This window comes from Glycocaulis sp. (assembly GCF_050485565.1).
Classification (GTDB): domain Bacteria; phylum Pseudomonadota; class Alphaproteobacteria; order Caulobacterales; family Maricaulaceae; genus Glycocaulis.
This window is the reverse complement of sequence record NZ_JBJHBQ010000001.1, coordinates 375,545-399,465: the sequence shown is the minus strand read 5'-3', so window position 1 is coordinate 399,465 and position 23,921 is coordinate 375,545. Positions and strand designations below refer to the sequence as shown.

At 63.6% G+C, this 23,921-nt stretch carries 21 protein-coding genes; 8 read left to right on the top strand and 13 right to left on the bottom strand.

Going from position 1 to position 23,921, the window contains the following annotated elements; genetic code table 11:
- Positions 1-55: 55 nt before the first annotated feature.
- The 3 genes from ACQ5ID_RS01725 to ACQ5ID_RS01715 form a co-directional block, all read right to left on the bottom strand.
- Complete coding sequence (locus ACQ5ID_RS01725) at positions 56-481, bottom strand: hypothetical protein (protein ID WP_429910750.1); 426 nt, start codon at positions 479-481, stop codon at positions 56-58.
- Positions 482-578: 97 nt separating this feature from the next.
- On the bottom strand, positions 579-1,331 hold the full coding sequence (locus ACQ5ID_RS01720; protein WP_429910749.1) for a Crp/Fnr family transcriptional regulator: 753 nt from the start codon (positions 1,329-1,331) through the stop codon (positions 579-581).
- 153 nt (positions 1,332-1,484) lie between these two features.
- The gene (locus ACQ5ID_RS01715; RefSeq protein WP_429910748.1) at positions 1,485-1,670 is read right to left on the bottom strand and encodes a CsbD family protein; all 186 of its coding nucleotides are present in this window, start codon (positions 1,668-1,670) and stop codon (positions 1,485-1,487) included.
- Between the two features lie 249 nt (positions 1,671-1,919).
- On the opposite strand from ACQ5ID_RS01715, the gene ACQ5ID_RS01710 reads away from it, so the two are divergent.
- From ACQ5ID_RS01710 to ACQ5ID_RS01700, 3 genes are read left to right on the top strand one after another with little or no spacing between them, the layout of a single operon-like run.
- Positions 1,920-3,692: an N-acetylglutaminylglutamine amidotransferase gene (locus tag ACQ5ID_RS01710; RefSeq protein ID WP_429910747.1), complete on the top strand. Its 1,773-nt coding sequence runs from the start codon at positions 1,920-1,922 to the stop codon at positions 3,690-3,692.
- Between the two features lie 24 nt (positions 3,693-3,716).
- Positions 3,717-5,486 (top strand): N-acetylglutaminylglutamine synthetase, encoded by a 1,770-nt coding sequence (gene ngg / locus ACQ5ID_RS01705; protein WP_429910746.1) that lies wholly within the window; start codon positions 3,717-3,719, stop codon positions 5,484-5,486.
- A gap of 15 nt (positions 5,487-5,501) precedes the next feature.
- On the top strand, positions 5,502-6,674 hold the full coding sequence (locus ACQ5ID_RS01700) for an osmoprotectant NAGGN system M42 family peptidase (protein ID WP_429910745.1): 1,173 nt from the start codon (positions 5,502-5,504) through the stop codon (positions 6,672-6,674).
- Here ACQ5ID_RS01700 and ACQ5ID_RS01695 read toward each other — a convergent pair.
- Entirely contained in the window at positions 6,671-7,444 is a 774-nt protein-coding gene (locus tag ACQ5ID_RS01695; RefSeq protein WP_429910744.1) for an EAL domain-containing protein, read from the bottom strand. The two genes, ACQ5ID_RS01700 and ACQ5ID_RS01695, sit on opposite strands and share 4 nt — an antisense overlap.
- Positions 7,445-7,618: 174 nt before the next feature.
- Between ACQ5ID_RS01695 and ACQ5ID_RS01690 the strand changes: the two genes are divergently transcribed.
- Positions 7,619-8,536 carry an acyl-CoA thioesterase gene (locus ACQ5ID_RS01690; RefSeq protein ID WP_429910743.1) on the top strand — a complete coding sequence of 306 codons (918 nt, stop codon included), beginning with the start codon at positions 7,619-7,621 and terminating at the stop codon, positions 8,534-8,536.
- Positions 8,537-8,655: 119 nt separating this feature from the next.
- Here ACQ5ID_RS01690 and ACQ5ID_RS01685 read toward each other — a convergent pair whose 3' ends face one another.
- The 4 genes from ACQ5ID_RS01685 to ACQ5ID_RS01670 all read right to left on the bottom strand — a co-directional run bounded on the left by ACQ5ID_RS01685 (position 8,656) and on the right by ACQ5ID_RS01670 (position 13,424).
- Complete coding sequence (locus ACQ5ID_RS01685; RefSeq protein WP_429910742.1) at positions 8,656-9,789, bottom strand: pyridoxal phosphate-dependent aminotransferase; 1,134 nt, start codon at positions 9,787-9,789, stop codon at positions 8,656-8,658.
- 9 nt (positions 9,790-9,798) lie between these two features.
- Positions 9,799-10,494 carry a DUF4197 domain-containing protein gene (locus ACQ5ID_RS01680; RefSeq protein ID WP_429910741.1) on the bottom strand — a complete coding sequence of 232 codons (696 nt, stop codon included), beginning with the start codon at positions 10,492-10,494 and terminating at the stop codon, positions 9,799-9,801.
- Positions 10,495-10,573: 79 nt separating this feature from the next.
- Positions 10,574-12,493, bottom strand: coding sequence for an N-acyl-D-amino-acid deacylase family protein (locus ACQ5ID_RS01675; protein WP_429910740.1), 1,920 nt, complete (start codon positions 12,491-12,493; stop codon positions 10,574-10,576).
- 28 nt (positions 12,494-12,521) lie between these two features.
- Positions 12,522-13,424 carry an alpha/beta fold hydrolase gene (locus tag ACQ5ID_RS01670; RefSeq protein WP_429910739.1) on the bottom strand — a complete coding sequence of 301 codons (903 nt, stop codon included), beginning with the start codon at positions 13,422-13,424 and terminating at the stop codon, positions 12,522-12,524.
- 132 nt (positions 13,425-13,556) lie between these two features.
- On the opposite strand from ACQ5ID_RS01670, the gene ACQ5ID_RS01665 reads away from it, so the two are divergent.
- A complete protein-coding gene (locus ACQ5ID_RS01665; protein WP_429910738.1) occupies positions 13,557-14,639 on the top strand; it encodes a lycopene cyclase family protein in 1,083 nt (360 codons plus the stop codon).
- On the opposite strand, the gene ilvD is transcribed toward ACQ5ID_RS01665, so the two are convergent.
- From ilvD to ACQ5ID_RS01640, 5 genes are all read right to left on the bottom strand, one after another.
- Positions 14,636-16,327, bottom strand: a complete 1,692-nt coding sequence (ilvD, locus tag ACQ5ID_RS01660) for a dihydroxy-acid dehydratase (protein WP_429910737.1) — start codon at positions 16,325-16,327, stop codon at positions 14,636-14,638. The two genes, ACQ5ID_RS01665 and ilvD, sit on opposite strands and share 4 nt — an antisense overlap.
- A complete protein-coding gene (gene thrC / locus ACQ5ID_RS01655) occupies positions 16,328-17,647 on the bottom strand; it encodes a threonine synthase (protein ID WP_429910736.1) in 1,320 nt (439 codons plus the stop codon). It abuts the gene before it with no gap.
- Positions 17,644-18,591, bottom strand: coding sequence for a homoserine kinase (locus tag ACQ5ID_RS01650; protein ID WP_429910735.1), 948 nt, complete (start codon positions 18,589-18,591; stop codon positions 17,644-17,646). The genes thrC and ACQ5ID_RS01650 overlap by 4 nt, the downstream gene beginning before the upstream one ends.
- Before the next feature lie 30 nt (positions 18,592-18,621).
- Positions 18,622-20,403, bottom strand: coding sequence for a homoserine dehydrogenase (locus tag ACQ5ID_RS01645; RefSeq protein ID WP_429910734.1), 1,782 nt, complete (start codon positions 20,401-20,403; stop codon positions 18,622-18,624).
- A gap of 110 nt (positions 20,404-20,513) precedes the next feature.
- Positions 20,514-20,651, bottom strand: coding sequence for a hypothetical protein (locus ACQ5ID_RS01640; RefSeq protein ID WP_371393204.1), 138 nt, complete (start codon positions 20,649-20,651; stop codon positions 20,514-20,516).
- A gap of 73 nt (positions 20,652-20,724) precedes the next feature.
- Between ACQ5ID_RS01640 and ACQ5ID_RS01635 the strand changes: the two genes are divergently transcribed.
- From ACQ5ID_RS01635 to ilvG, 3 genes are all read left to right on the top strand, one after another.
- Positions 20,725-21,090: a hypothetical protein gene (locus tag ACQ5ID_RS01635; protein WP_429910733.1), complete on the top strand. Its 366-nt coding sequence runs from the start codon at positions 20,725-20,727 to the stop codon at positions 21,088-21,090.
- 95 nt (positions 21,091-21,185) lie between these two features.
- The gene (gene ilvC, locus ACQ5ID_RS01630; protein WP_429910732.1) at positions 21,186-22,202 is read left to right on the top strand and encodes a ketol-acid reductoisomerase; all 1,017 of its coding nucleotides are present in this window, start codon (positions 21,186-21,188) and stop codon (positions 22,200-22,202) included.
- 18 nt (positions 22,203-22,220) lie between these two features.
- Positions 22,221-23,918 (top strand): acetolactate synthase 2 catalytic subunit, encoded by a 1,698-nt coding sequence (gene ilvG / locus ACQ5ID_RS01625; protein WP_429910731.1) that lies wholly within the window; start codon positions 22,221-22,223, stop codon positions 23,916-23,918.
- Positions 23,919-23,921 lie beyond the last annotated feature (3 nt).

Genomic DNA, 23,921 nt, shown 5'->3' with positions numbered 1-23,921 from the left:
TAGCGCGTTGTGCTGACAGTCTGGGCCCCCGTGCAGTAATGCGCGGGGGCCTTTGTCATTCCAGATCCGGTTGCAGGGCGGAGATCCCGCTCAGCATGAAATCCTCGGCCCGGTGCAAGGGCAAATTCACGATGAACGCAGCCTCGGTCAGCGAATACCCCTCCACGCAGACCAGCAAAACCGTCGCGCGCGCGGTGAAGGGCAGCCCCCACAGCGCGGCGGCAAACGAGGCAGGACTGACCGGGACCGAAGACGGAAGAATGCGAAGATTGGTCTTTGGCCGGGGCCTGGCCTGCTGCAGCTCGCACGTCAATCGGCGAAACAGCTCGCGCTCACGGCTGGCGGTGTGGGTAAGGGTGTCGTTGGCCGGGGTGGCGGCCAGTAGCGCATTCAGCGCGCGTCCCGCAGACACAAGGTCGGCCGAGAGCAGGAAACCATACCGGTGCAGCCGGACGGCGAGTGGCAGTTTTGAAATGGACATGAGGCTGGCGGCATTGCCGCCTCCTCCTTTGTGTAACGCCCACTTCCCTTAACAATTGCGCGCGCACGGCGCGCTAACATGAGTTATGTGCCCGGCATCACGCCTGCCCGGCACCTGCCCGGTCCAGCACATGACCCGGCCGGGCCAGATGCAGATATCGCGTATCGTAATCGGCTTCGCGCGCCAGAGTGTCGATGTCCGTGATCCGCAACCGGCCGCGCGGCTGCAGCTCGACCAGACTCATACGGCGCAATTCGCTCAGTGTACGCGACACATGCACTGGCGTCAGACCCAGACAGTCAGCCATCACCTCGCGGGTAACGGGAACCTCGATAAGGCCGTCACTGGGGCCGCCCCCGAGCGCCTGCCGGCGGACCAGCTCGAGCAGAAGGTGGGCGAGGCGCACCCGCGCGCTCCTGCGGCCGATACGGACAATGTGTTCGCGCAATATGCCTTCCTCCTGGACGACGCTCCAGAGCAGCGAGGCCGCAATTTCGGGGTCGGCATTGAGCAGATCGAGAAACCGGTCAGGTTCGACCTCGCAGACCATCGCCGCGGTCATCGCTGTCACCGAATGGTCGGCGCGCGTATCGACCAGACCCTGAAGGTCGCAAATATCGCCCGGCAGCAGAAGGTTGAGTATCTGGCGCCGTCCATTAGCGAGATTGCGGTGACGCATTGCCCAGCCGCTTTCGATCCAGAACAGCATGTCAGTCTTCTCTGCCTGCTGAATCAGGCAGTGCCCCGGCTCCACCAGGCGGTTGTGCTTTCTGCAGGCGAGCAGCGCTTGGGCGGCTGGATCTCCCAGCTTGCCGTATTGGCGCAGGCGCAAGATGAGTGGGCTTGTCATCAGGGAGGTCTCCGTTGTGATCGCTCGCGCAGCGGCCCAGGCAACCTTAAGATATACGTTTCGGCGCGGAGCCCGGTTCCGGTTGGCGCAACGCATTGCGCCCGCCGGACCGGCGGGCGCAGCACCAATGTGATGGCTGTCAGAGCGGGAAAACTACCAGTTTTCCAGTTCCCTCTCCGCTTCTTCGCGAGTCTTCCCGTAGCGCTCCTGTAACTTGCCGACGAGCTTGTCCTTCTCGCCGTCAATTTGTTCCAGGTCGTCATCCGTTAGCTTGCCCCAGCGGCTCTTGATGTCGCCGGTCAGCTGCTTCCACTTGCCCTTGATCTCGTCGGAATTCATCTCGTTCTCCTTTCGCGCCCCGTCGGTAAACGCCGCTCATGCCGGGCAGTTCCGTCAGAAAACTGGCAGATGGCAGGGATCGCGTTGGAAAGTGCCGCGTTAGATGGTCTACGATGGAGATCATGGCTGTTTGCGGATCTGCCGCATACGGTTGAACTTCGTCTGTGGCATCATATCTGGAAAACTCATCGCCGGTTGCGGCGGATCATCCGGATTTTTCAACAGTATTGATTTGAGGAGGCATTTTGTATGTGCGGTATTGCCGGTGAATTGCGTTTTGACGGCGAACCCGCCGACATCTCCGCGCTGGAAGCGGTCACGGGCCGGATGACGCCGCGCGGGCCGGATGCTGGCGGGCTCTATGTTCAGGGGGCTGCCGCTTTGGGCCACAGGCGGCTCAAGATCATCGACCTTACCGACGCCGCGCAGCAGCCCATGGTGGATTCGCAGCTCGGCCTGTCCGCCGTGTTCAATGGCTGTATCTATAATCACAAGGAGCTGCGCGCCGAGCTCGAAGCAAAGGGCTACCGGTTCTTCTCCGACGGCGACACGGAAGTTCTGCTCAAGGGTTATCATGCTTGGGGCGAGGATTTCGTTCAGCGCCTCAACGGCATGTTCGCCTTCTCAATCGTTGAGCGCGATTCCGGCCGTGTACTGATTGGCCGCGACCGGCTGGGCATCAAGCCACTCTATTACAGCGAGACCAAAGGGGCATTCCGCTTCGCGTCGAGCCTTCCTGCGCTTCTCGCATTCGGGGATATCGATACATCAATCGATCCACAGGCGCTCAACTTCTACTTCTCCTTCCATGCCGTGGTTCCTGCGCCGTGGACCATATTGAGGGGCGTGCGCAAGCTGCCGCCGGCCACGCTTTTGAGGATCGAGCCGGACGGAACCCGCTCCGAGCGCAGATTCTGGACGCTCCCCTTCGGCCCGCGTGATGACGAGGCCGGACTGTCGCGCGATGAATGGAAGGAGCGTGTCGCTGACGCCATGCGTCTGGCGGTAAAGCGCCGCCTGGTCGCTGATGTGCCAGTTGGTGTGCTGCTGTCGGGCGGTCTTGATAGCTCGCTGATCGTCGGCCTTCTGGCCGAGGCCGGGCAGACCGGGCTGAAAACATTCTCGATCGGCTTTGAAAGCGTTGGCGAGGAAGCAGGCGACGAATTTCAGTATTCGGACATAATCGCGAAACGCTTCAAGACCGATCACCATCAGATCCGTATCGACACCGCGCGCGCCCTGCCGGCGCTTGAGCGGGCCATTGGTGCGATGAGCGAACCGATGACCAGCCATGACTGCGTGGGCTTTTTCCTGCTGTCCGAGGAGGTCTCCAAGCACGTCAAGGTCGTCCAGTCCGGGCAGGGCGCAGACGAGATTTTCGCCGGTTATCACTGGTATCCGCCCATGCTGGACGCCAATGATGCGGTGGAGACCTATGCCAAGGCGTTCTTCGACCGCGATAGCGCCGAAATGGGCGAGCTGTTGCACGAAGGCTGGGCGGATGGCGATTTCGCCCGCAAATTTGTCGCCCAGCACTTTGCGCAAGCCGGTGCAGAGCGCCCGATCGATAAGGCGCTGCGCATCGATACCGAAATCATGTTGATCGACGATCCGGTCAAGCGGGTGGACAATATGACCATGGCCTTTGGCCTGGAAGCGCGCGTACCCTTCCTCGACTACGAGGTGGTGGAGCTGGCTGCGCGTGTGCCGGCCGAGCTGAAGATCGCCGAAGGCGGCAAGGGTATTCTCAAGGATGTGGGCCGTGATGTGATACCATCGGAAGTTATCGACCGGCCCAAGGGCTATTTCCCTGTTCCGGCACTGAAATATCTGCGCGGCCCCTATCTGGAGCGTGTCCGCGATGCGGTCACATCGGACAGTTTTCGTGCGCGCGGTATCGTGAAGGACGGCTATGTCGACCGGCTGCTCGATGATCCCGAGGCACACATCACCCCGCTGCGCGGATCAAAGCTCTACCAGATCGGCCTGCTGGCCATGTGGCTTGAAGCGCATAATGTGTAATCAGGGACAGATCGGAGGCGGCCGATGAGCCAGCCACGCAAGTCCGGCAAGCGAAACCCGATGGGCCACCGGCTCAAGCGCATGCGCGATCAGTCGATGCGCGCTGCTATTCCGGGTGCTGACGATGCAGCGCCTCCATCCCTGCCCGCCAATGTGGTGGTGGATTGTGGCTGGGGCCGCCTTGCCTTTGCGCAGACGTTTGAAACCGCCGAGGCGCTGGTCGATGTCCTGCGCAGCGAGGAAAGCACCAAGCGCGATATCGCGTTCTATATCCGCGATCCCCATGTTGCGCTCGCGGCGGCGCCGCAGGAAATTTTCCTGGACCCTTCGCATACCTATCGTCTCGATCTGGCGACCTATCGCGCCCGCAAGACACCGCTGCGCGGCTATTTCGTGCGGCGGCTGTGTTCTGAGGCTGATGCCAAGGCGGTCAACCGCATCTACCGCGCACGCGGCATGGTGCCTGTTGATCCGGAGTTTTTCTGGCGGCAACGCGACAGCCGCACACTCACCTTTCTCGTGGTCGAGCACGATGAGACAGGCGAAATCCTGGGCGCCGTGACCGGGGTGGACCATGCCCGTGCCTTCGATGATCCGGCACACGGATCGTCACTCTGGTGTCTGGCGGTGGACCCCCGCGCTAGCCAGCCGGGGATTGGCGAGGCGCTGGCCCGCCGGCTGGCCGAACTTTTCCAGGCGCGCGGCGCATCCTATCTGGATCTGTCCGTACTCCACGATAACCAGTCGGCCATCGCGCTTTATGAAAAGCTCGGTTTCAAGCGCATTCCGGTTTTCACCCTGAAGCGCAAGAACACGATCAACGAAAAGCTCTTCATCGGCCCGCCGCCTGAAGAGCAGCTGAACCCCTATGCGCGCATCATCGTCGATGAGGCCCGCCGGCGGGGTATCGGTGTAGAGGTGCTTGATGCCGAGGGCGGCTTTTTCAAGCTGAGCTGGGGTGGGCGCACGGTGGTCTGCCGGGAATCGCTCTCAGAGCTGACCACTGCCATTGCCATGAGCCGCTGTGACGACAAGGCCGTGACCCGCCGCCTGATGGAAGCAGCCGGCGTGCCGGTACCCCGCCAGCTCAGTGCCAGCGCCCGCAAGGCCGAGCGCGCAGCTTTTCTGGAGACGTGCGGCTCTGTTGTCGTCAAGCCGTCGCGCGGTGAACAGGGCCGCGGCGTGGTCGTCGGCATTGAAACCCTTGAGGATATGGACGCCGCGCTGGAGCAGGCCGCCCGCGTGAACCCCGATGTTCTCATCGAGGAATGCGTGCAGGGCGATGATCTGCGTGTCCTCGTCATCAATGACGAAATAGTAGCCGCCGCCTTGCGCAAGCCGCCGGAAATTCTGGGTGATGGCGAGCGGACCATCCGTCAACTGATAGAGCGTCTGTCACGCCGCCGCGCCGCCGCGACGCAAGGGGAATCGCGTATCCCCCTTGATGACGAAACCGCGCGCTGCGTCAGGGCTGGCGGCTATGATCTCGATGATGTCCTGCCGCGCGGCGAACATCTGCGTGTGCGCCGCACGGCCAATCTGCATACCGGCGGCACCCTGCACGATGTCACAGCCGAGCTGAGTCCGGCGATTGCCGCTAGCGCCCTCAAGGCAGCCAGAGCCATTGATATTCCCGTTGCGGGCATGGACTTTATCGTGGCCGCCCCGTCTGAGGATTATCATGTTTTCATCGAGGCCAATGAGAGACCGGGCCTTGCCAACCATGAACCCCAGCCGACGGCTGAACGGTTTGTCGATCTTCTCTTCCCACTATCGGCGGCCCGCCCGGACTGACAGAAAGCTGACGCGATGCCTCTGATTGATGACACCTATATTGCAAGTTTTCTCAAGACCTTGCTCGAAACACCCAGCCCCACCGGCTATACCGACGCGGTGACGCGCGTGTGCTGCGCAGAGCTGGACCGTCTGGGCGTCAGCTATGAGATCACACGGCGCGGCGCCATCCGCGCGAAACTGCAGGGCGGGCGCCGCCAGCCCGCCCGCGCCCTGATCGCCCATGTCGACACGCTGGGCGCACAGGTCAAATTCCTTAAAGACAATGGCCGCATGGAGCTGGTGCCAATCGGCCACTGGTCGTCGCGCTTTGCCGAAGGCGCGCGGTGCACGGTGTTTACCGCCGAGCATGGTGCCTTCCGGGGCACGATCCTGCCGCTGAAGGCATCCGGACATACGTTCAACGAGGAGATAGACACCCAGCCCGTCGCCTGGAGCCAGGTGGAGCTGCGCCCCGACATAGTGGCCGAGAGCGCCGATGATCTGGCCGTGACCGGCTTCAATATCGGGGATTTCGTGGCAATTGATCCGCAGCCGGAGTTTCTCGACAATGGCTTCGTGGTTTCGCGCCATCTTGATGACAAGGCCGGTGTCGCGGCCATGTTTGCCGCAATCAAGGCGCTGGTCGAAGGCGAGGTGAAGCTCGCTGTTGATACCTATTTCCTGATTTCGGTTACCGAGGAGGTGGGCCATGGTGCCAGCTCGGTTCTGACCCACGACATTGCCTCCATGATCACGATCGATAACGGCACCACCGCGCCCGGTCAGAATAGCCGCGAATTTGGCGTGACCATCGCCATGGCAGATCAGACCGGGCCGTTCGACTATCATTTGACCCAGAAGCTTCTGCGACTGGCGCGGGAGCACGAGATTGAGCATCAGCGCGATATTTTCCGCTATTACCGCTCTGATTCCGCCGCTGCGATTGAATCAGGCGCCGATGTGCGAACCGCGCTCGTCACATTCGGAATTGATGCCAGTCATGGCTATGAGCGTATCCATATGCACGCCCTGCATTCAGTGGCCCGCCTGGTCCACGCCTATGCCGCGTCGCGTGTGGAGATCCGGCGCGATGCCGAACCCCTCACAGACTCGCTCAAAGGCTATCCGGGCCTGCCCATGGAACCTGCCGCCGAGGAAGCCTGGGACGGGCGTGATGACCGGCCTGAACGGCCGTCCGAAGGCTAAGCTGTGGCGGTTTGCGCCGCAGATACCGGTTCTGGCCAGCTGATCTCTGGCAGGGAAGCGATCTGCGGGCGGGCAAACAGGAAGCCCTGCATCAGATCAATGCCGAGCGCCTGCAAGGCCAGCATCTCGTCCAGTGTCTCGATACCTTCCGCCACGACTTTCAGATCGAGCAGGTTGGCCGTGGCAAGGATGCCTTTGATAATGGCCGAGCGCCCATGGTCGTTATGAACATTGCGAATGAGGCCCATATCTAGCTTGATGACATCCGGGCGAAACTCGGCCAGCAGGCCGAGGCCGGAGAAGCCCGCCCCGAAATCGTCAATGGCGGTGACGAGATTGCGCGCCTTGTATTCCTGGATGATCGCCTTGACGTGGTTTACATCATCCATCCGCTCGCCCTCGGTGAACTCCAGCATGATGCGGTTGACGGCAAAACCGGTCCTGTCGGCGGCCTGCAGGGTCGCGCGGATGCATGCGGCGGGCACATAGACCGCATTGGGTAGGAAGTTGATGGAGAGCAGCGGGCCGTCCGGCTCGTTGAACAATTCGGATGCCATCTCGATGGCCTTGACCCGGCAGGACTGGTCGAATGCATAGCGGTTCTCTGCCGTAACCTGATCAAGCACCCAGCCCGCGCCCTGGCCGTCGGGTCCGCGTACCAGCGCCTCATAGGCCCAGACGCGCCGCGTCGCCAAGTCGAGAATGGGGTGAAACGCCATGGTGAAATCAAAGGGTGCCTCGACGCCATTGCGGCATGCAGAGCAGGTCATAAGTTTGGTCCGTGATGCTGAAATCGCGTCAGAGGCTAATCGTCCATCTATAATAAACCATTACAGATAATGTGTTTTCTGGGGCCGTGTGCGGCGGTGGGCCGAGCGGGGCTTGCCTCCAGACAAAAACTGCTAAGACTGTTGTCGCATTGCAGCATAACCCGGATATCGCCCATGAAAGATGATCCCGCCCGCGCCGTTGAGCCTGCGCCTGTCGATAGCCAGGATGTTCAGGGTCTGGCTGACGGCCTCGCCCGGCTTTTGCGTGTCGAGGAAATCGATACAGATCTTTATCGCGGCCCGCGCAATCCCGGCGGCAAGGGGCGGGTGTTTGGCGGTCAGGTCGTCGGTCAGGCATTGATGGCTGCGGCCGGCTCGGTTGGAGAGGAGCGTTCGATCCACTCGCTTCACGCCTATTTCATGCGGGCGGGCAATGAGGATTATCCGATCATTTTCCGCGTGGAGCGCGATTTTGACGGCGGCAGTTTCTCCACCCGCCGCGTCATCGCCATGCAGAAGGGCCAGCCCATCCTCAATATGGCCGCCTCCTTCCAGCGCGCCGAAGAAGGCTTGTCTCACGCCGATATAATGCCCGATGTGCCGGGTCCCGAAGAGCTCAAAAGCGAAGCTGAACTTGCTGAAGAACAGCGCGGCAGCCTGCCGGACGGCTTCTACCAGATGGTCACCCGTCCGCGCCCGATAGAGCTGCGCCCTGTCGGCCCGTGGTCGCCGGGCAATCCGCCCAGGCTGGAACCGGTGCGCCATATCTGGTTCCGGGTACGCGGTGATCTGGGCAGCGATCCCCTGCTGCATCGCGCAGCGCTGGCCTATGCGTCGGACATGGCGCTGCTGGGTACCTCCATGCAGCCGCACGGGGTGAGCTGGGTCTCGCCCGGCCTGCAATCGGCGAGCCTGGATCATGCGGTCTGGTTCCATGCACCTGTGCGCATGGATGAGTGGCTGCTGTATTCCACAGACAGTCCATGGGCGGGTTCCGGCCGGGGTTATAATCGCGGACGGCTCTTTACGCAGGATGGCCGTCTGGTCGCCTCCACGGCTCAGGAAGGTCTGATCCGGATACGGAAGAAGTAGAGGCAATATGATCCCTCGTCCTTCGAGACGGCCCTTCAGGCCTCCTCAGGATGAGGGATCATTACGTTCAAGCCCTCAGCCTGAGGGTGAGCGATAGCGAACGTCTCGAAGGACGAGGGCTACTTCTTCAACGCCGCAAACCACGGCTCCAGCCGGGAAATCGCTTCTCTCACCTGCGGCGTTGATACCGCAAAGCTGAGGCGCATGAAGCGATGCCCGTTGACCGGATCAAAATCCAGCCCCGGGGCCGCCGCCACGAACGTCTCGCGCAGCAGGCGCTCGCAAAACGCCATCGAATTGTCTGTCAGATGGCCGATATCGGCCCAGATATAGAAGGCACCGTCTGGCGGAGCGATGGAATTGAGGCCCATGCGTGGCAGCGCTTCGAGCAAAGCTGCGCGATTGGCCCGGTAGGTCTCGACATGGGTGTCGAGCTCGCTCTCACAATCCATGGCCGTCAGCGCGGCGTGCTGGCTCAAAGAGGGCGGGGTGAGGAAGAGATTGCCGCGATAGGCGCGCACCAGCTCCGCCTTGTCGGTTGGCGCGATCACCCAGCCCAGCCGCCACCCCACCATGGAATAGTATTTGGAGAAGCTGTTGACGATGAAGGCCGTGTCGTCGAACCGCGCGACGCTGGCTGCGGGCATGCCATAGGACAGGCCGTGATAAATCTCGTCGGAGATGATCCGTATACCGCGTTCCCGGCAGATTTCTGCGATGGCTTCCAGCTCTTCTGGCGGCAATATCGTGCCGGTCGGGTTGGCGGGGCTGGTGATGACAATACCGGCGGGGACCGGGTCCAGCGCCTCGATCATCTGCGCACTGAGCTGGAAGCGGGTTTCCGGCCCGCAATCAATCTCGACCGGAACCAGATGCACGGCTCGCGCCGTATTGCGGTAGGCAACATAGCCCGGCCGCGCCATGACGATGCGGTCACCGGGCTCAAAGCCGGCCAGCATGGATAGCAGGAGGGCAGGCGATGCTCCGGCGGTCAGGATGACCCGGTCCGGCGCAATCTCCACGCCATAGCGCTCCTGGTAGTGACGGCTGATCCGCTCGCGCAAGCGCGCGCTCTCCCAATATCCCATGGCATCGCCATCCAGCACGGCGTGCGCGGTCTGGATCGCTGCCTGCGGCGCGCCGGTCGAGGGCTGGCCGAACTCCATGTGGATGACGGGCTTGCCTTCGGCTTTCAGCCGGTGGGCAAGCTCGGAAATGGCGATGGCTTTGAAGGGTTCGATGCGTGTGTTCATGCGGCCTGTCTAGCCGCCAAACAGCCCCCGCAAAAGCCCTGTTGCGCGGCTGACCGGATCACGGCGGATGGAGCGCTCTTCCTCACCGACATAGTGGAATATGCCGTCCAGCGCGCGGGTCACGGCAAAGTCGGTCAGCTGGCCCCGCAAATTGGTTGCGGGTGACCTGCCACCCCGGCCAAACAGCCCGCCCAGCCCTGAGCGCTGGTTGAGCAGGCCGGACGCACTGTCGAGCGCGCTATAGGCGCCCGACGCGGTGAGCGTCTCCTCCATGGGCGGGCGCAAAAGCCCGGTCAGCGGTGTTTCGGTGCGCCCTCTCAAGTACTGCGTGGCGGCGGTGTCCGGCCCGCGGATAATCGAGGCGGCGTCCTGGATCGTCAGGGAACGGATGGCATCAATGACCAGCCGCCGGGCGGGCGGCATGGCCTGTTCCGCCGCGCGGTTCATCCGCATCTCCACATCATCGAGCGGTCCGGCAAGGCCGACGGGCTGCAGGCGCTGCTGCACGCTGCGCATCGTGCCGGGCAGGGGTATACGCACCACCGGATCGCCGAAGAAGCCGTCGCGCTGGCCCAGCCGCGTCGTGGCCGCCTGCGTCGCCGTTGTCAGCAGCTGACGGATGGCCGCGCTGCTATCGCCTTGCGCAAAGCCTGCAGGTGTTATGGTGAAAGCCAGCCCCGTGGCCAGAAATGTACGGCGATCCATCGGCATTCCTCCCTCGCCCTGTAAAGGTCAGGATAGTGACTATACGCCGATGAACAGGAGCTGACAGAAAAACCGGTGCCTATTCGGCGGCGATTTTCTCTGTGGCGGACGCGCCTGCATCGCGGTGGCGCAGCGCCCGGCCAAGCTTCGTCTTGCCGTGCGCCTTGGTGAAGCCGTCCCTGGTCCAGACCAGTCCGCCACCAACCAGCACATGCGTCACCACGCCGTCAGAGCGGTTCACCAGCTGCTCGTGCTCGAACACGTCGCGATGGATGAATTTGAGCCCGGCATCGGAATCGTAGGTTTTGAGGGCCTCAGGGTCGATGATCGCGATATCAGCCACATCGCCGGTCTCGATCCGGCCGGCTTCGATGCCGATAAAGTCTGCCGGATCACGCGTCAGGCGCTTCACCTGCGCGGCGACGCGTTCCATGCCATCGGCCTGCGCCAGCTGCAGGCAGCGCAGATTGCCGTCATAGAAGGCCATATTGGTCAGGTGCGCACCGGAATCGTTGAAGCCGGGGAAGATCTGCGGATCAACCAGCAGCTTCTTCACCACTTCCATGTCCCGGTTGGCAGAGATCGTCCACCAGCGCAGGTCGGTGTCGTAAAGCTGGAACAGGCCAATAATGAACCAGGGCTCGCCCACATCCGGCGTGGTCGCCATGAGCGGCAGGGCATCAAACGCCGCGCGCTCCTCCTCGGAGCGAATAACGTCCGGCATGCCAAAGCTCACCTGATAGCGCCTGAACACATCCTCAAAGGTCTCGCCGACCCAGTCTGCCGGGCAGCCCGAATGGAACACCATCTGGGCCATATCACGGTCGAACGCCATCTGCTCGGCGCGCATCTTGCGCTTGAGGCCCGCGAGCCCGCCCTGCTTGCCGTGCATCCACATGGCCGCAAAGCGCGCCTGATAGTCCGGGTCGGCGAGGATGCGCTGGCGCGCCTCGCGGTCTTCAAGATCGGGCTCGTTCAGTTCGCGCAGTTCCGGGATTTCCTCGGCCAGCGGATTGACCGGCCCGTCCCAGTAAAGCCGGAAGGGAGCGGCGAGCGCCTGAAAGCGGAAATGGCCCTTGAAGAGCGTGGAGTTCAGCAAGCGCGTCAGGATTTTGGCGAGTTTCACCAGATTGCGGTTCGCCGCCACGTCCATCGCGGCGACGGCGGTGACTTTGAGCGGCTTGCCGTGGACGCGCCCGCTGGTCAGCATGAAATTGCGGAACACTTCTGCCGGATTGTCCTTGGGCGGTGTTGCCTGCCACAGCCGGTCCCAGCGGCGCAGGATGGCCGTCAGGCGTTTGAGCTCCTTGTAGCTGCCGAACTGGGAGGGGATTTTGGTCTTGCGGTGCGGGTCTTCGGCCAGGAAGTGGAAGGGCAGCGCGTCGGTGGAAAAGCCCACATAGCCCTCGCCCATCGCGGTCTCCAGCAACGCCTCCATCCGCTGAAGCTCGTCTTCGCGCGGATCGCGGCTGACGCTTTCCCGCAATCCCATCACCTCGGCGCGCAGCATGGAGTGCGGGATCATGGGGATGACATTGATGCCGAGTTTGAGCGTATCGAGATGGTCCAGATACTCAGCCGTCGTCGTCCAGGTAGCGAGGTCCGCAGCCTTGCGCAATACAGGCTTGGGCATGTTCTCCACGCGCGCAAAGCAATCGACGATCGGGTCTTCGCCATTGCGGCGCTGATGGCCAAAGCAGATGCCAAGCGAGCAGTTGGACATGAGCACGGTGGTGGTGCCGTGACGCACCGCTTCGGGCAGGCCCGGATCCAGCTCCACCTCCAGGTCGAAATGGGTGTGGATGTCGAGAAGCCCCGGCATCACCCAGAGCCCGTCCGCCTCGATCACGTCTTTGGCCTTGCTGGCATCCAGCCCGGTGCCGCGCGCGGCAATCCGGCCGTCCTTAATGGCGATATCGCCGGTCACTGGTGTCGTGCCCGTCCCGTCAATGACGAGGCCGCCCCGGATCAGTGTGTCCCATTCGCGTCTGGCGGCCATCGGGCCCTCCCTCGTCTCGTTGGTCTATCTAAAGAGTATTCAGCGTGCGGTGGAAATCCAGAAAGGCGGCCAGCACCGCCTCTGGTGTTTCCACCTGCGGGTAGTGGCCGATCCCCTCAAGGATGACCGTGTCGGGGTTTGGCACCAGCTCGCGATAGCGCGCGACCATGTGTGCGCCTGATACCGGATCGGCCCCGCCATCAATGACGCGCAAGGGAATTTGTGCCTCCTGCAGCGCGCCGACCCAGCGTTCGCGGTTCGCGCGCCGCTCGGCGATATAGCGGATCAGCTTGTGGCCGATGGCCGGCATGCCGCCATTGGCCGTCACCAGCGCCCAGAACTCTTTAAGCACCGCATCATCGGGCTGGGTGTCGGGGCCGAACACCTCGGAGAAGCCCTTGCGGAAGCGCTTCTCCGTCATCAGGCGCGAGATCAGAAAGCCTATCGGCGAATGCAGGAGTTTCTGGTTGAAGGTGGCGTGGTGGGTTTCCGGGAAGAGCCCGCCATTCAGAAATACGACCGATTGCAGCTTCGGCGTTCCGCCTTCGCTTCCATTATGCCGCGCGAGCAATTCCTGCGCGACCGTGTCGCCATAATCATGCGCCAATACATGGCATTCAGCGATCCCGAGCGCCGCGCACAGGCCGGCATGCAGGTCGGCCTGATCACGGATGGAATAATCATATTCAGGCGGCTTCGCCGAGAAGCCGAACCCGATCATGTCCGGCGCCAGCAGGCGGAAATGCGCGCTCAAGGGCTCCCACATATCCACCCAGTCCCAGCTGGCGGTGGGAAAGCCGTGAATGAGCATCACGACCGGCTTTGACGCATCGGACCAGTCGCCGCCCTGCCAGTAGGCGATTGTGTGCCCACGCCAGTCATAGCGCTGCGCGGTCTTACGCCAGTCTTCCAGGGTCGGCCTGGCGGCCATGCTGTCTCCTCCCGGCAAGCTTTTCACCTCAGACTATTGTTCACTGACAACTCACTCAACCGGTTTTGACCGATTGCAGCGCACGGGAAGATTGGGAAAGGTGGAGCGGGACACACAGAAGGATGGACGCCAGTGCGCGCCGACAGGGATGTCATCATTATCGGTGCGGGTCTGGCCGGTCTCATGCTGGCCGAACGTCTCGCACTGTCTTCCCAGCGCCAGCTGCGTGTGGAGGTGCTGGAACAGTCGGCGAGCCTCACAACCGCGCGGCGTAGCTGGAGCTGGTATGAGGCCGGCCGGCCCCGTACGGCGTTTGACAAGATCTGGACACGCTGGGAGATGAGCGCGGCCAATCTGGCGGCTGGCCGCCCGTTTGCGGACGGCCGCTACGGCCTCTTGCGGGGCGAGGCGCTGGCCGGGCGGGTCATGCAGGCGATAGAGACGAGCCCGTCTGCGCGCCTGCGCCTGTCAGCAAGCGTTAGCGCCATCAGGTCCGTACCCGGCGGGGCTGTTGTCGAGACAAGTCAGGGGGAACTCAGCGCACGGATGGTGATCGACACCCGTCCGGGCGGAGCCGAGCTGCTCGACCGGGCGCGCTGGGTGCGCACTAGCATCAGGGCCGAAGTGCGTACCGGTTCGGCCTGCTTCGATCAGGACACCGCCACGCTGGTTCACCGCCTGCGCCGGGAGGATGGCGCGCTGACATTCGAGACCGTCCTGCCGCTGGCGGCCGACCATGCCATCATCGAAGCGGTACGCATCGCCCGCTCAGGCGATGAGCGCCGGCCGGCCTTTGATCGGGCGGTGGAAAGGGTCACCGGCGGTGCGGCTGTCGACATCGGCACGCGCATGCGCAGCGCAAGTCCGCTGGGCCTCTCCGACCGGTGGCCCGTGAGCGCCCCTGCCGTGCGTATCGCAGCGAGCCGCGGGGCCGGACTTGCCCTTGCCGGGGCAACGGGGCGTGATGCCCAGCGCGGCCTGGTATGGGCAGTCCAGGCTTTCGACGCGCTGGAGCGCGGCCTGACATTGCCCGCCCTGCCCGCGCAGCCCTTGCTTGCCCGCCTGTCCTCTTATTGGCTGTTCGGGCGGCTTGCGGCCCGTCCTTCACGGCTGATTGCCATGGCAGAGCGGTCGCCGGGTGATCCGATCGTGCGCCTGGTGGGCGGAACGGCGTCGCTGGCCGACGCAGCGCCCCTGCTCTGGGCGAGCCGCTAGGAGCTGGCGAACGGGAAGGATGTCACCGCGCCATCGGACGCTGATGACACCAGCGCCGCGTATTTGGCATAGGCACCCGATGGATAGCGCGGCGCTGGCGGCGTGAAGCCGCTCTTCATGCGCGTCTCCAGATCGGCGTCGGTATCAATGCGCTGGGCATCGACATCAATCCTGATCCGGTCACCATCCTTTACAAAGGCGATGGGGCCGCCCCGCGCGGCTTCCGGCGCAACATGACCGACCATGAAGCCGTAAGTGGCGCCGGAAAACCGGCCATCCGTAATCAGTGCGACATCATCGCCCAGCCCCGCGCCCTGAATGGCGGCTGTGACCGCCAGCATTTCGCGCATGCCCGGCCCCCCGGCGGGGCCTTCATAACGGATGACCACCACATCGCCTTTCTGGATTGTCCCGGCCTGGACCGCCTCAAAACAGGCATCCTCGCTGTCGAACACGCGGGCCGGCCCTTCAAAGGACAGACGGTCATGGCCTGCCAGCTTGGCAACACAGCCCTGCGGTGCCAGATCACCATAGAGAATGCCGAACCCGCCGCGCGATTTGAGCGGTTTCTCCGCAGACAGAATAACGTCCTGCCCTTTGGCTTCCTCTGCATCTGCAACCAGCCCGAACAGGGCGTCACCGGTGATGGTGGGCGCGTCGGCGATGAGCCCGGCCTCCTTCAGCCGCCGGCCCAGCAGGGGCGAGCCGCCAGCCGCCGCCATGTCGGGCGCCATATAGCGCCCGCCGGGTTTCAGATCGGCGATCACCGGGGTTGAGCGTGAAATGGCATCGAAATCGTCAATGCCGAAGGCGGACGGTTCCAGCCCCGCCTCGCGGGCTATTGCCACCAGATGCAGGACCGCGTTGGTAGACCCGGCGGTGGCGCTGACGGCGGCGGCAGCATTCTTCAGCGTTTGCGGGGTGACAAACTGCCTGGCATTGCGCCCCTCGCGGAACGCTTCGACGACCAGCTCACCGGCGCGCCGCGCGGCATCGGGCTTTCTGGGATCGGTGGCCGGAATATCATTCAGCCCCATGGGTGACAGGCCCAGGAAGGTCAGCGCCAGCGCCATCGTGTTGGCGGTAAACTGTCCGCCGCACGCGCCCGCGCCCGGACAGGCTTGCCGCTCCACCTCGCCCAGCTCCGCCTCGCTGATCTTGCCCGCAGCGCATGCGCCGACGGCCTCGAACACGTCCTGAATGGTCACCGCCTTGCCGTGCAGCTTGCCCGGCATGATCGATCCGCCATAGAGAATGACGCTTGGCAGATCGAGCCGCGCCGCCGCCATGGCGGCGGCCGGAATTGTCTTGTCGCATCCGGCCAGAAACAGCACCGCATCGAGACAATGTCCGCGTACGGCCAGTTCCGCCGAATCCGCCACGCATTCGCGGCTCATCAGGCTGGCGCGCATGCCCTCAGTACCCATTGCGATGCCGTCAGTGACCACAATCGTATTGAAGTCCACCGGCGTTCCGCCCGCAGCGATAATGCCCTCGCGCGCGTGGTCGGCCAGCGTATTGAGGTGCATGTTGCACGGCGTGACGCTCGTCCAGGTGTTGACGATGGCGATCATCGGCTTTGCCATCGCGGCGTCGTCATAACCGGCTGCGCGCAGCATGGCTCTGGCCGGTGCACGGCTCGGCCCTTCAATAAGGGCGCGCGAGGGGGAGGTCGGGCGTGTGGTCATTTATGCGTATCCTGCAGACACTCTTGAAGAACGAAACGTACCGGCCAGAGCCCGCGACAGGGCGTTCATGTCCGCTGCCAGCTCGTCCATCTGTGACGGGCGGTCAAGGACGGCTTTTAGTGGCGCGCTGGGGTCGATGGATTGCCCGATAAGGGGTTCCACCACATCGGCAAACTTGTAAGGGTGAGCTGTGGCCGCCGCTATCCAGACCCGCTGCTCGCGCGCGGCCTCCGGCAGGCGGTGCCAAGCCTCGGCGGCAATGGCCGAATGCGGGCACCATATATATCTGGTACGCTCGAAATCCGCGATTATCCGGGTGCGGATCGCATCATCATCCACCCGTTCCACGCTGATCGCGCGCTGGTCTGATGCCAGATGATCGAGCCGTTCGAAATTGCTCGGCGTGCCGATATCCATCGCATTGGCCAGCGTCGCGACCGATGGCCGGGGGCGGTACACGCCAGTCTGGTTCCATTCGTGCAAGGTGGCATTGGCATTGGTGGCAATCACTACCGGCCCGATGGGAAGACCGATGGAGCGGGCATAGAGCGCCGCCAGACCATGGCCCAGATTGCCGCTGGGAATGATCAGGCCGGGCAGGGTGCCGCTCGACCGCCAGACTTTCAGCGCCGCATCAGCCAGATACACCATCTGGGGCAGCAGCCGCACGATATTGATCGAGTTGGCCGAGGTCAGCCGGTAGCGGCGCGTCAGTTCCTCATCGGCGAACGCGTTCTTGACCAGGGCCTGACAGGCATCGAAATCGCCGCTCACGCGAAATGCCCGCACGGGCGTATTCCAGCAGGTCAGCTGATGTTCCTGGAAGGGAGATACGCGCCCTTTGGGGTACAGCACAGCCAGCTGTACGCCCTTGCGGCCCTCTGCCGCCTGCGCGGCCGCCCCTCCGGTGTCGCCCGATGTCGCAACAAGCACCGTAAACGGATCATCTTCATCGGCGAGGCAGTCCAGAGCGCCCATCAGGAAGCGCGTGCCGAAATCCTTGAAAGCGCCCGTAGGCCCATGAAACAGCTCAAGCGCGCGCAGGCCCGGCCTTGCCGGATCAGGAATGGTCAGCGGCACCGGAAAGTCGAAGGCATTCGCGCACAAGGCTGGCAGATCAGCCTCCAGCGCGTCGCCCTCGAAGAACGGGCCAAGAAGCTGCGCAGCAAGCTCGGCAAGCGAGAGTCCGGGCTGGACATCGTCTGAACTGATGCGGGGCAGGGTCTGCGGGATGAAGAGTGCGCCGCCGGGCGCGCTCCCCCGGCAGATTGCCTCGCTCAGGCTGACGGACTGGCCGCCGCGCGTGGAGACATATCTCACCCCACCACCTCCGGCAACGATTCCAGTCTCGCCCCGCGGGAATTTATCGGCGCGTGATAGGCGTGTGCGGTCTGGCCCTCGCTGGCGAAGGCGGCGCACATGGCAGCTTCGACGGCCGCGTGGTCTGCCTCGGTGCACCATGCAAATATGGACGGTCCGGACCCGGAGAATGAGCAGCCCAGCGCCCCTGCCTGCAAGGCTGCGGCCTTCACGGCCGGAAGCGCTGGCAGAAGATATCGCCGCTGCGGCTCAACCAGCACATCGTCCAGCCCGGCGCGGATCAGATCATGTTCATTGGCGGCGCAGCCAGCCACAAAGGCCGCCAGCCGCCGCGAGTGTTCGACAACCGTCTCCATCGCGACAGCGGGGCGCAATATCCCGCGCGCGGCGCGCGTCTCAATCTCCGCATCAGGATGAACGACGATCGACACCAGGCCCGAGGGCGCCGGTATGCGGCGCACCTGACTGGCCTCCAGCCGCGCAGCGATCACCAGCCCGCCAAGCAGGCTTGCCATCACATTGTCCCAAGGCGGAGGATCGGAAGACACCCGCTCGCCTTCAAGGGCGAACATCAAGAGCTCGGCTTGCGCGAACGGCGTTTCCAGAAGGGCATTGACGGCCACTGCCGCCGCGACCGCCGATGCGGCTGAGCCGCCCATGCCCGCGCTCAGCGGCACGCCCTTCTCAATATCCAGCCGCACCCCGAAACGGGCACCGGCTGCGTCGAGCAGAGCCTTTGCAGCCGCCAGTGCGGTATTGCGCGCAGCAGAACCGGGCAGGCTTTTCACCCGGCCGGAAACCGCGCCGAGGCGAACCCCGGGTTCGGCCTCACGATGGGCGGTGACCACATCCTGTAGCGCGTCAAACGCTTGGCCCAGAATATCAAATCCCGGTCCCACATTGCCTATGCTGGCCGGTGCACTCGCTCTGGCGATGTCCTTCATCGCGCGCATCCTCTCCTTGCCGCCCATCGGTCAGGCCCTCAGCAATGCAGGCGCTCTGGACGGTTCCGACGCGGCGAATTCCATCTTTTCAGGCTCCGACAGTCCGCGGTGAATGTCCATGATGTCTGCAAACACGGCTGCAGCCGTCGGCCAGCGCCCCGCGCCCTTGCCGCACAGGGTTTGCACGCTGTGATCGGCGCAGGTGAGAATGAAGCGGTTCTCCTCGTTGCGCGCGCCCGCCAGAGGGTGCTGTGCCGGCACTGCACGCACCCGCACTTCGGCTTTCACCTGCCCGTCGGCCGACAACTCGCAAACGCCGATCTGCTTGAAGACCAGCCCGTCTGCGCGTGCCGCCTTCACCGCCGCCGGGTCGGCCTGCGCAAGCGAATCCTTGGGTATACCGGCCGGGTCGACAGCCTTTCCGAACGCGGCCCGGATCAGCAGGGACAGCTTGTCGGCGGCGTCATGCCCGTCGACATCGGCCGCCGGATCGGCTTCGGCAAATCCCAGACGCTGCGCCTCTTTCACTGCATCGTCGAATGCATCCCCTGCGGCCAGCCGGTCCAGCAGAAAGTTCGCCGTGCCGTTCATCACGCCCTCGATCCGCACCGGACCATTGTGTCCTGCACGCTGTTCCAGCGCTTCAAGAATGGGCGTGCCGCCACCCACCGCCGCACTGAAAGACAGCCGCGCTGCCCCGTCACGCGCTGCGGCGTGAAGCGCGTCATAATGGCGGGCCAGAGCCGCCTTGTTGGCGGTGACAACATGCGCGCCGCCGCTCAGCGCTGCGCTCATGATTTCCGCCGGATGATCCGCGCCGCCCAGCAGCTCGACCACCAGATCCGGCTGGCCCGAAAGCGCCAGGCCAGGATCATCGGTAAAGTGCACCCCGTCCTGATGCGGACGGGCATCGGGACGGCGTACCAGCACCGGGTTCAGTTCAAACAGGTCTGGGCGGGAGCGTAGATGCGCCAGAACGCCGGCACCGACCGCGCCGCAGCCCAGCAGAGCGACACGCAGGCGCCGTACGGGTCGGGCGGGTGCCTTGCGGGCCGGAGCCGCGCAGATACGGGTGGCATCACCGGCGCCCATGGCCGCGATCTCGATGACGATATTGGCGGCCTTGGCCGCCGCGATGGCCTTGGGCTGTATCAGGCCCGCGCTGACATCGGCTGCGGCGTCATAGTCCAGCTCTGCATAGCGTTCTGCCTGCGGGTTCTCGGCCGGATCTTCCGCGTAGACGCCATCAACATCCTTGATCAGGCGCACGCGCGCTGCGCCGCATTGCGCCGCAAAGAAAACCGCTGTCAGGTCCGTGCCGCCTCGCCCCAGCGTGACCGCGCCAAAACGGGCATGCACCGCAGTAAAGCCCGGCACGGCCAGCACTTCGTGGGATGACAGGGCCTCGGCCACTGCGGCGTTGTTCAGACCGCACAGATTGGCGTCCAGCGGATCGCCTTCCGCTTCCAGCCCGATTTCGTGCGGATCGAGAATAGCCGTCCGCACGCCCACCCGTCCCAGCGCCAGACCCATGAGGGCGGCAGAGCGCAGCTCGCCCACCCGTGCAAGGCGCGCCATCATCGCCGCATGGGGCGTGGCTCCGTTGCCGCCGACAAGTTCGCCTTGTGCCAGAAGGGCATCTGTTTCGCCCGCGAGCGCGGAAACCACCGCAATGACTTTTTCGCCCCGGCGGACATGCCGGAACACTTCCTGGGCGGCGGCGTCGTAATCGGCGTCGCACTGCAGGACCGAGCTGCCGAATTTGAGCACGCAAAGCGGCGGCGCGCCGGATTTCATGGGTTGGAGTTTCATGGCGGTTTCCTGTCTCGTGCTGAAAGTCGGGCTGGGTTCAAGGCATGAAAAAACCCGCTCGCCGGGGTGGGGAGCGGGTCGGTTTGGTGTGGTGAGGTTTATCTGCCTCGTCAGACCATATCCGCTCCGCCCCCGGTACCGCCGGTGGTGGTGATGATGGTCGTGATAATGGTCATGTGCGGGGCAGACAGAACGCCGCCATCACGGGTTTCAAACCCGTGCGATGCATTCGTGCTGAAGGCGCTCATCGCCTGCATCTGTCTGACCCTTTATCGGTAGGCAACCCGCATTGCTGCGGCTGCTAACTGTCGACGAGCTTCGATGCAAAACGCACATCGCGTCAAACAAAAATTTTGCCTGGCGGGTGCTGCTGGTGCCGATCTGCATCGTAACTGTCAGAAATTATTGAATAAAAAATTTAACACACAACCGGAGAAATTTCCTCTTGCACTTTTGTTGCGCTTGCCTCACGGTTTTCGCAGATGCGAGACACGATTGTTTCGCACCGTCGCAGCAGCCTGTTTGAGGCTGCAGGGGAAAACAGGTATGAGCCGCCGCGCCATTGCCATGGCTGACCGCGCAGAGCGCGAGACCCGGACACGGATGATTGCCGTGACCGGTCTCATTACGCTCGTACTTGTAATTGTACTTACCATTCCCATACCGGGAGCGGTTGTCCCTGCCTGACGGTCCAGACAAGACCTGAAATGCAAGAACCCCCGCTCCCACCCGGAAGCGGGGGTTTTCTTTTGCGCCTAGCGCACACCAAGGAGACCTCGAGAATGCAAGCCCGGATTTACACAGACAATGATGCCAACCCGTCCGCGATAAAGCCGGGGCCGGTGGCCATTATCGGTTATGGCAGTCAGGGCCGCGCCCATGCGCGAAACTTGCGCGACAGCGGCCATGACGTGATCGTTGGCGCGCGCACTGGTGGCCGGGCGGAGGCTACGGCGAAGGGTGATGGCTTTACGGTGGTCAGCCCGGCTGAGGCCGCAAAGGCCGCTTCGCTGATCGCGCTTCTGACCCCCGACATGTCCCACGCCGAGGTCTACACGCATGATATTGCGCCCAATATGAGCGCTGGTGACGCGCTGCTGGTCGCGCACGGATTTTCCATCCATTACGGCCAGATCCAGCCCGCCAGGGATATCGATGTCATCCTGGTTGCCCCCAAAGGACCGGGCGATCTGGTGCGCCGCGAGTTTGAGCGCGGTGCGGGCGTGCCCAGCCTCTTTGCCGTCTGGCAGGATGCGTCTGGCAAGGCGCGCGACAAGGCGCTGGCCTATTGCGCAGGCAATGGCGGCACGGCGGGCGGCGCCATCGAGACCACATTTGCCGAGGAAACCGAAACCGATCTGTTCGGCGAACAGGCCGTCCTGTGCGGCGGAGCGAGCGAGCTGGTCATTGCCGGCTATGAGACGCTGGTGGAAGCCGGATACCAGCCTGAAGTGGCCTATTTCGAGTGCCTGCACGAGCTGAAGCTGATCGTCGACCTCATGTATGAGGGCGGTCTCGCCAAGATGCACAGCTTCGTGTCAGAGACCGCCAAATATGGCGATCTGGTCTCCGGTCCGCGTGTCATCAATGCCGAGACCAGAGAGCGCATGCGCGAGGTGCTGCGCGATATCCAGACAGGCAGCTTTGCCCGTGACTGGGTACTGGAAAACCAGGCGGGCAAGCCGCGCTATGCGGCCCTGCTGCGCGAGGATCTCGATCAGCCGATCGAGCATACCGGCGAGCGCCTGCGTGCGCGCATGGGCTGGCTGCAGCCCGGCGCGAATGCCGGTCAGGCGTAAAGGGCAGGAAACCGGATCATGACGCCCGCATCGCCCCCCAAACTGGATACCAGGCCGGACACGCGTTCGGGTGCCCAGCTCGTCATTGACGCGCTGGAGCATCAGGGCGTGAGCCATGTCTTCGGCTATCCGGGCGGCGCGATCATGCCGGTCTATGACGCGCTGACCGCATCCAGCCTGAAACATATTCTCGTCCGCCACGAACAGGCCGCAGCGCTCGCCGCTGATGCCTGGGCGCGGGTGACGGGCAAGCCAGGCGTATGTCTGGCCACCTCCGGTCCCGGCGCGACCAATCTCGTCACCGGTCTGGCCAATGCCTTCATGGATTGCGTGCCGATGGTGGCCATCACCGGTCAGGTGGCGACGCCTCTGATGGGCACTGACGCCTTTCAGGAGATCGACACGTTCGGCATCACCCTGCCCGTCGTGAAGCATTCCTGGCTGGTGCGCGATGCGGCCGATATCCCTGACATTTTTGCCGAGGCTTTCCGCTTTGCCCGTTCAGGCAGGCCCGGCCCGGTTCTCATCGATCTTCCCAAGGACGTAACGCAGGCAAGCGGCATTTCCCCCCGCTCGCATGCCTGCCGGACGGCGGCGCGGGCCGTGTTTCCCCTCGATGCGAAAGCGTTGGCCGCTGCCGACCGTCTTATCGCTTCGGCCCGTCGCCCCGTCCTCTATTTTGGCGGTGGCATCGCGCTGGGCAAAGCAGAAGAGGCGCTGCGCGCCTTCTTCCAGCGTTCGCGCATTCCTGCTGTGGCAACCCTGAAAGGTCTTGGCGCGCTGCCCACTGACTGGCCGGGATTCCTCGGCATGCTGGGTATGCACGGTACGCGGGCCGCCAACATGGCCGTGCATGACAGCGATCTGCTGATCTGTGTCGGCGCGCGCTTTGACGACCGGGCGACCGGCCGGCTGGACACGTTCGCGGCCAATGCCCGTGTTGTGCATATCGATGGCGATGCAGCGGAAATCTCCAAGCTGCGTGAGGCCGATGTGGCGCTGGCTGGCGACGTTGCCGCCATATTGTCGGCCCTTTCCGGCCAGACCGGCGGGATTGATGGCTGGCGGCGCACCTGCGAGGAGAATGCCGAGCGCTGGGCCTTCCGCTATGACGCGCCGGGCTCGGGCGTCTATGCGCCTGCCTTGCTCAAACAGATTTCCGAAGCGGCCGGGGAAAAATTCATCGCCACCTGCGATGTCGGCCAGCACCAGATGTGGGTGGCCCAGCATTGCCGCTTCTCGCGCCCGCAGGCCCACCTGACCAGCGCCGGTCTCGGCACGATGGGGTATGGCCTGCCAGCGGGTATCGGCGCGGCTCTCGCTGAACCGGACGCGACGGTTGTCACGATCAGCGGCGACGGCTCGATAATGATGAATATTCACGAGCTGGCGACGCTGCGCCGCTACCGCATCCCGCTGAAAATCGTCCTCATCGACAACGCCCAGCTCGGCATGGTCCGGCAGTGGCAGGAGCTCTTCTACGAGGAGAATTTCTCCGAGGTCGATCTCTGGGACAATCCCGACTTTGCCGAGCTCGCACGAGCTTTTGGCATCGAGGCGTTCACGCTGGACCGCCGGGCCGATGTGCCGGGCGCCGTGGAGCGCCTGCTATCTACGCGCGGGCCGGTCCTGTGCCATGTGCGCATTGACCCGCGTGAGAATGTCTGGCCGCTTGTGCCGCCGGGCAAAGCCAATTCCGACATGATGGAGGCCTGAGCC

What these genes read in the sequence shown, in the direction of transcription:
- ACQ5ID_RS01725 (WP_429910750.1), bottom strand. Translation starts at nt 481, where the DNA reads ATGTCCATTTCAAAACTGCCACTCGCCGTCCGGCTGCACCGGTATGGT.
- ACQ5ID_RS01720 (WP_429910749.1), bottom strand. Translation starts at nt 1,331, where the DNA reads ATGACAAGCCCACTCATCTTGCGCCTGCGCCAATACGGCAAGCTGGGA.
- ACQ5ID_RS01715 (WP_429910748.1), bottom strand. Translation starts at nt 1,670, where the DNA reads ATGAATTCCGACGAGATCAAGGGCAAGTGGAAGCAGCTGACCGGCGAC.
- ACQ5ID_RS01710 (WP_429910747.1), top strand. Translation starts at nt 1,920, where the DNA reads ATGTGCGGTATTGCCGGTGAATTGCGTTTTGACGGCGAACCCGCCGAC.
- ngg (WP_429910746.1), top strand. Translation starts at nt 3,717, where the DNA reads ATGAGCCAGCCACGCAAGTCCGGCAAGCGAAACCCGATGGGCCACCGG.
- ACQ5ID_RS01700 (WP_429910745.1), top strand. Translation starts at nt 5,502, where the DNA reads ATGCCTCTGATTGATGACACCTATATTGCAAGTTTTCTCAAGACCTTG.
- ACQ5ID_RS01695 (WP_429910744.1), bottom strand. Translation starts at nt 7,444, where the DNA reads ATGACCTGCTCTGCATGCCGCAATGGCGTCGAGGCACCCTTTGATTTC.
- ACQ5ID_RS01690 (WP_429910743.1), top strand. Translation starts at nt 7,619, where the DNA reads ATGAAAGATGATCCCGCCCGCGCCGTTGAGCCTGCGCCTGTCGATAGC.
- ACQ5ID_RS01685 (WP_429910742.1), bottom strand. Translation starts at nt 9,789, where the DNA reads ATGAACACACGCATCGAACCCTTCAAAGCCATCGCCATTTCCGAGCTT.
- ACQ5ID_RS01680 (WP_429910741.1), bottom strand. Translation starts at nt 10,494, where the DNA reads ATGGATCGCCGTACATTTCTGGCCACGGGGCTGGCTTTCACCATAACA.
- ACQ5ID_RS01675 (WP_429910740.1), bottom strand. Translation starts at nt 12,493, where the DNA reads ATGGCCGCCAGACGCGAATGGGACACACTGATCCGGGGCGGCCTCGTC.
- ACQ5ID_RS01670 (WP_429910739.1), bottom strand. Translation starts at nt 13,424, where the DNA reads ATGGCCGCCAGGCCGACCCTGGAAGACTGGCGTAAGACCGCGCAGCGC.
- ilvD (WP_429910737.1), bottom strand. Translation starts at nt 16,327, where the DNA reads ATGACCACACGCCCGACCTCCCCCTCGCGCGCCCTTATTGAAGGGCCG.
- ACQ5ID_RS01650 (WP_429910735.1), bottom strand. Translation starts at nt 18,591, where the DNA reads ATGAAGGACATCGCCAGAGCGAGTGCACCGGCCAGCATAGGCAATGTG.
- ACQ5ID_RS01645 (WP_429910734.1), bottom strand. Translation starts at nt 20,403, where the DNA reads ATGAAACTCCAACCCATGAAATCCGGCGCGCCGCCGCTTTGCGTGCTC.
- ACQ5ID_RS01640 (WP_371393204.1), bottom strand. Translation starts at nt 20,651, where the DNA reads ATGAGCGCCTTCAGCACGAATGCATCGCACGGGTTTGAAACCCGTGAT.
- ACQ5ID_RS01635 (WP_429910733.1), top strand. Translation starts at nt 20,725, where the DNA reads ATGCAAAACGCACATCGCGTCAAACAAAAATTTTGCCTGGCGGGTGCT.
- ilvC (WP_429910732.1), top strand. Translation starts at nt 21,186, where the DNA reads ATGCAAGCCCGGATTTACACAGACAATGATGCCAACCCGTCCGCGATA.
- ilvG (WP_429910731.1), top strand. Translation starts at nt 22,221, where the DNA reads ATGACGCCCGCATCGCCCCCCAAACTGGATACCAGGCCGGACACGCGT.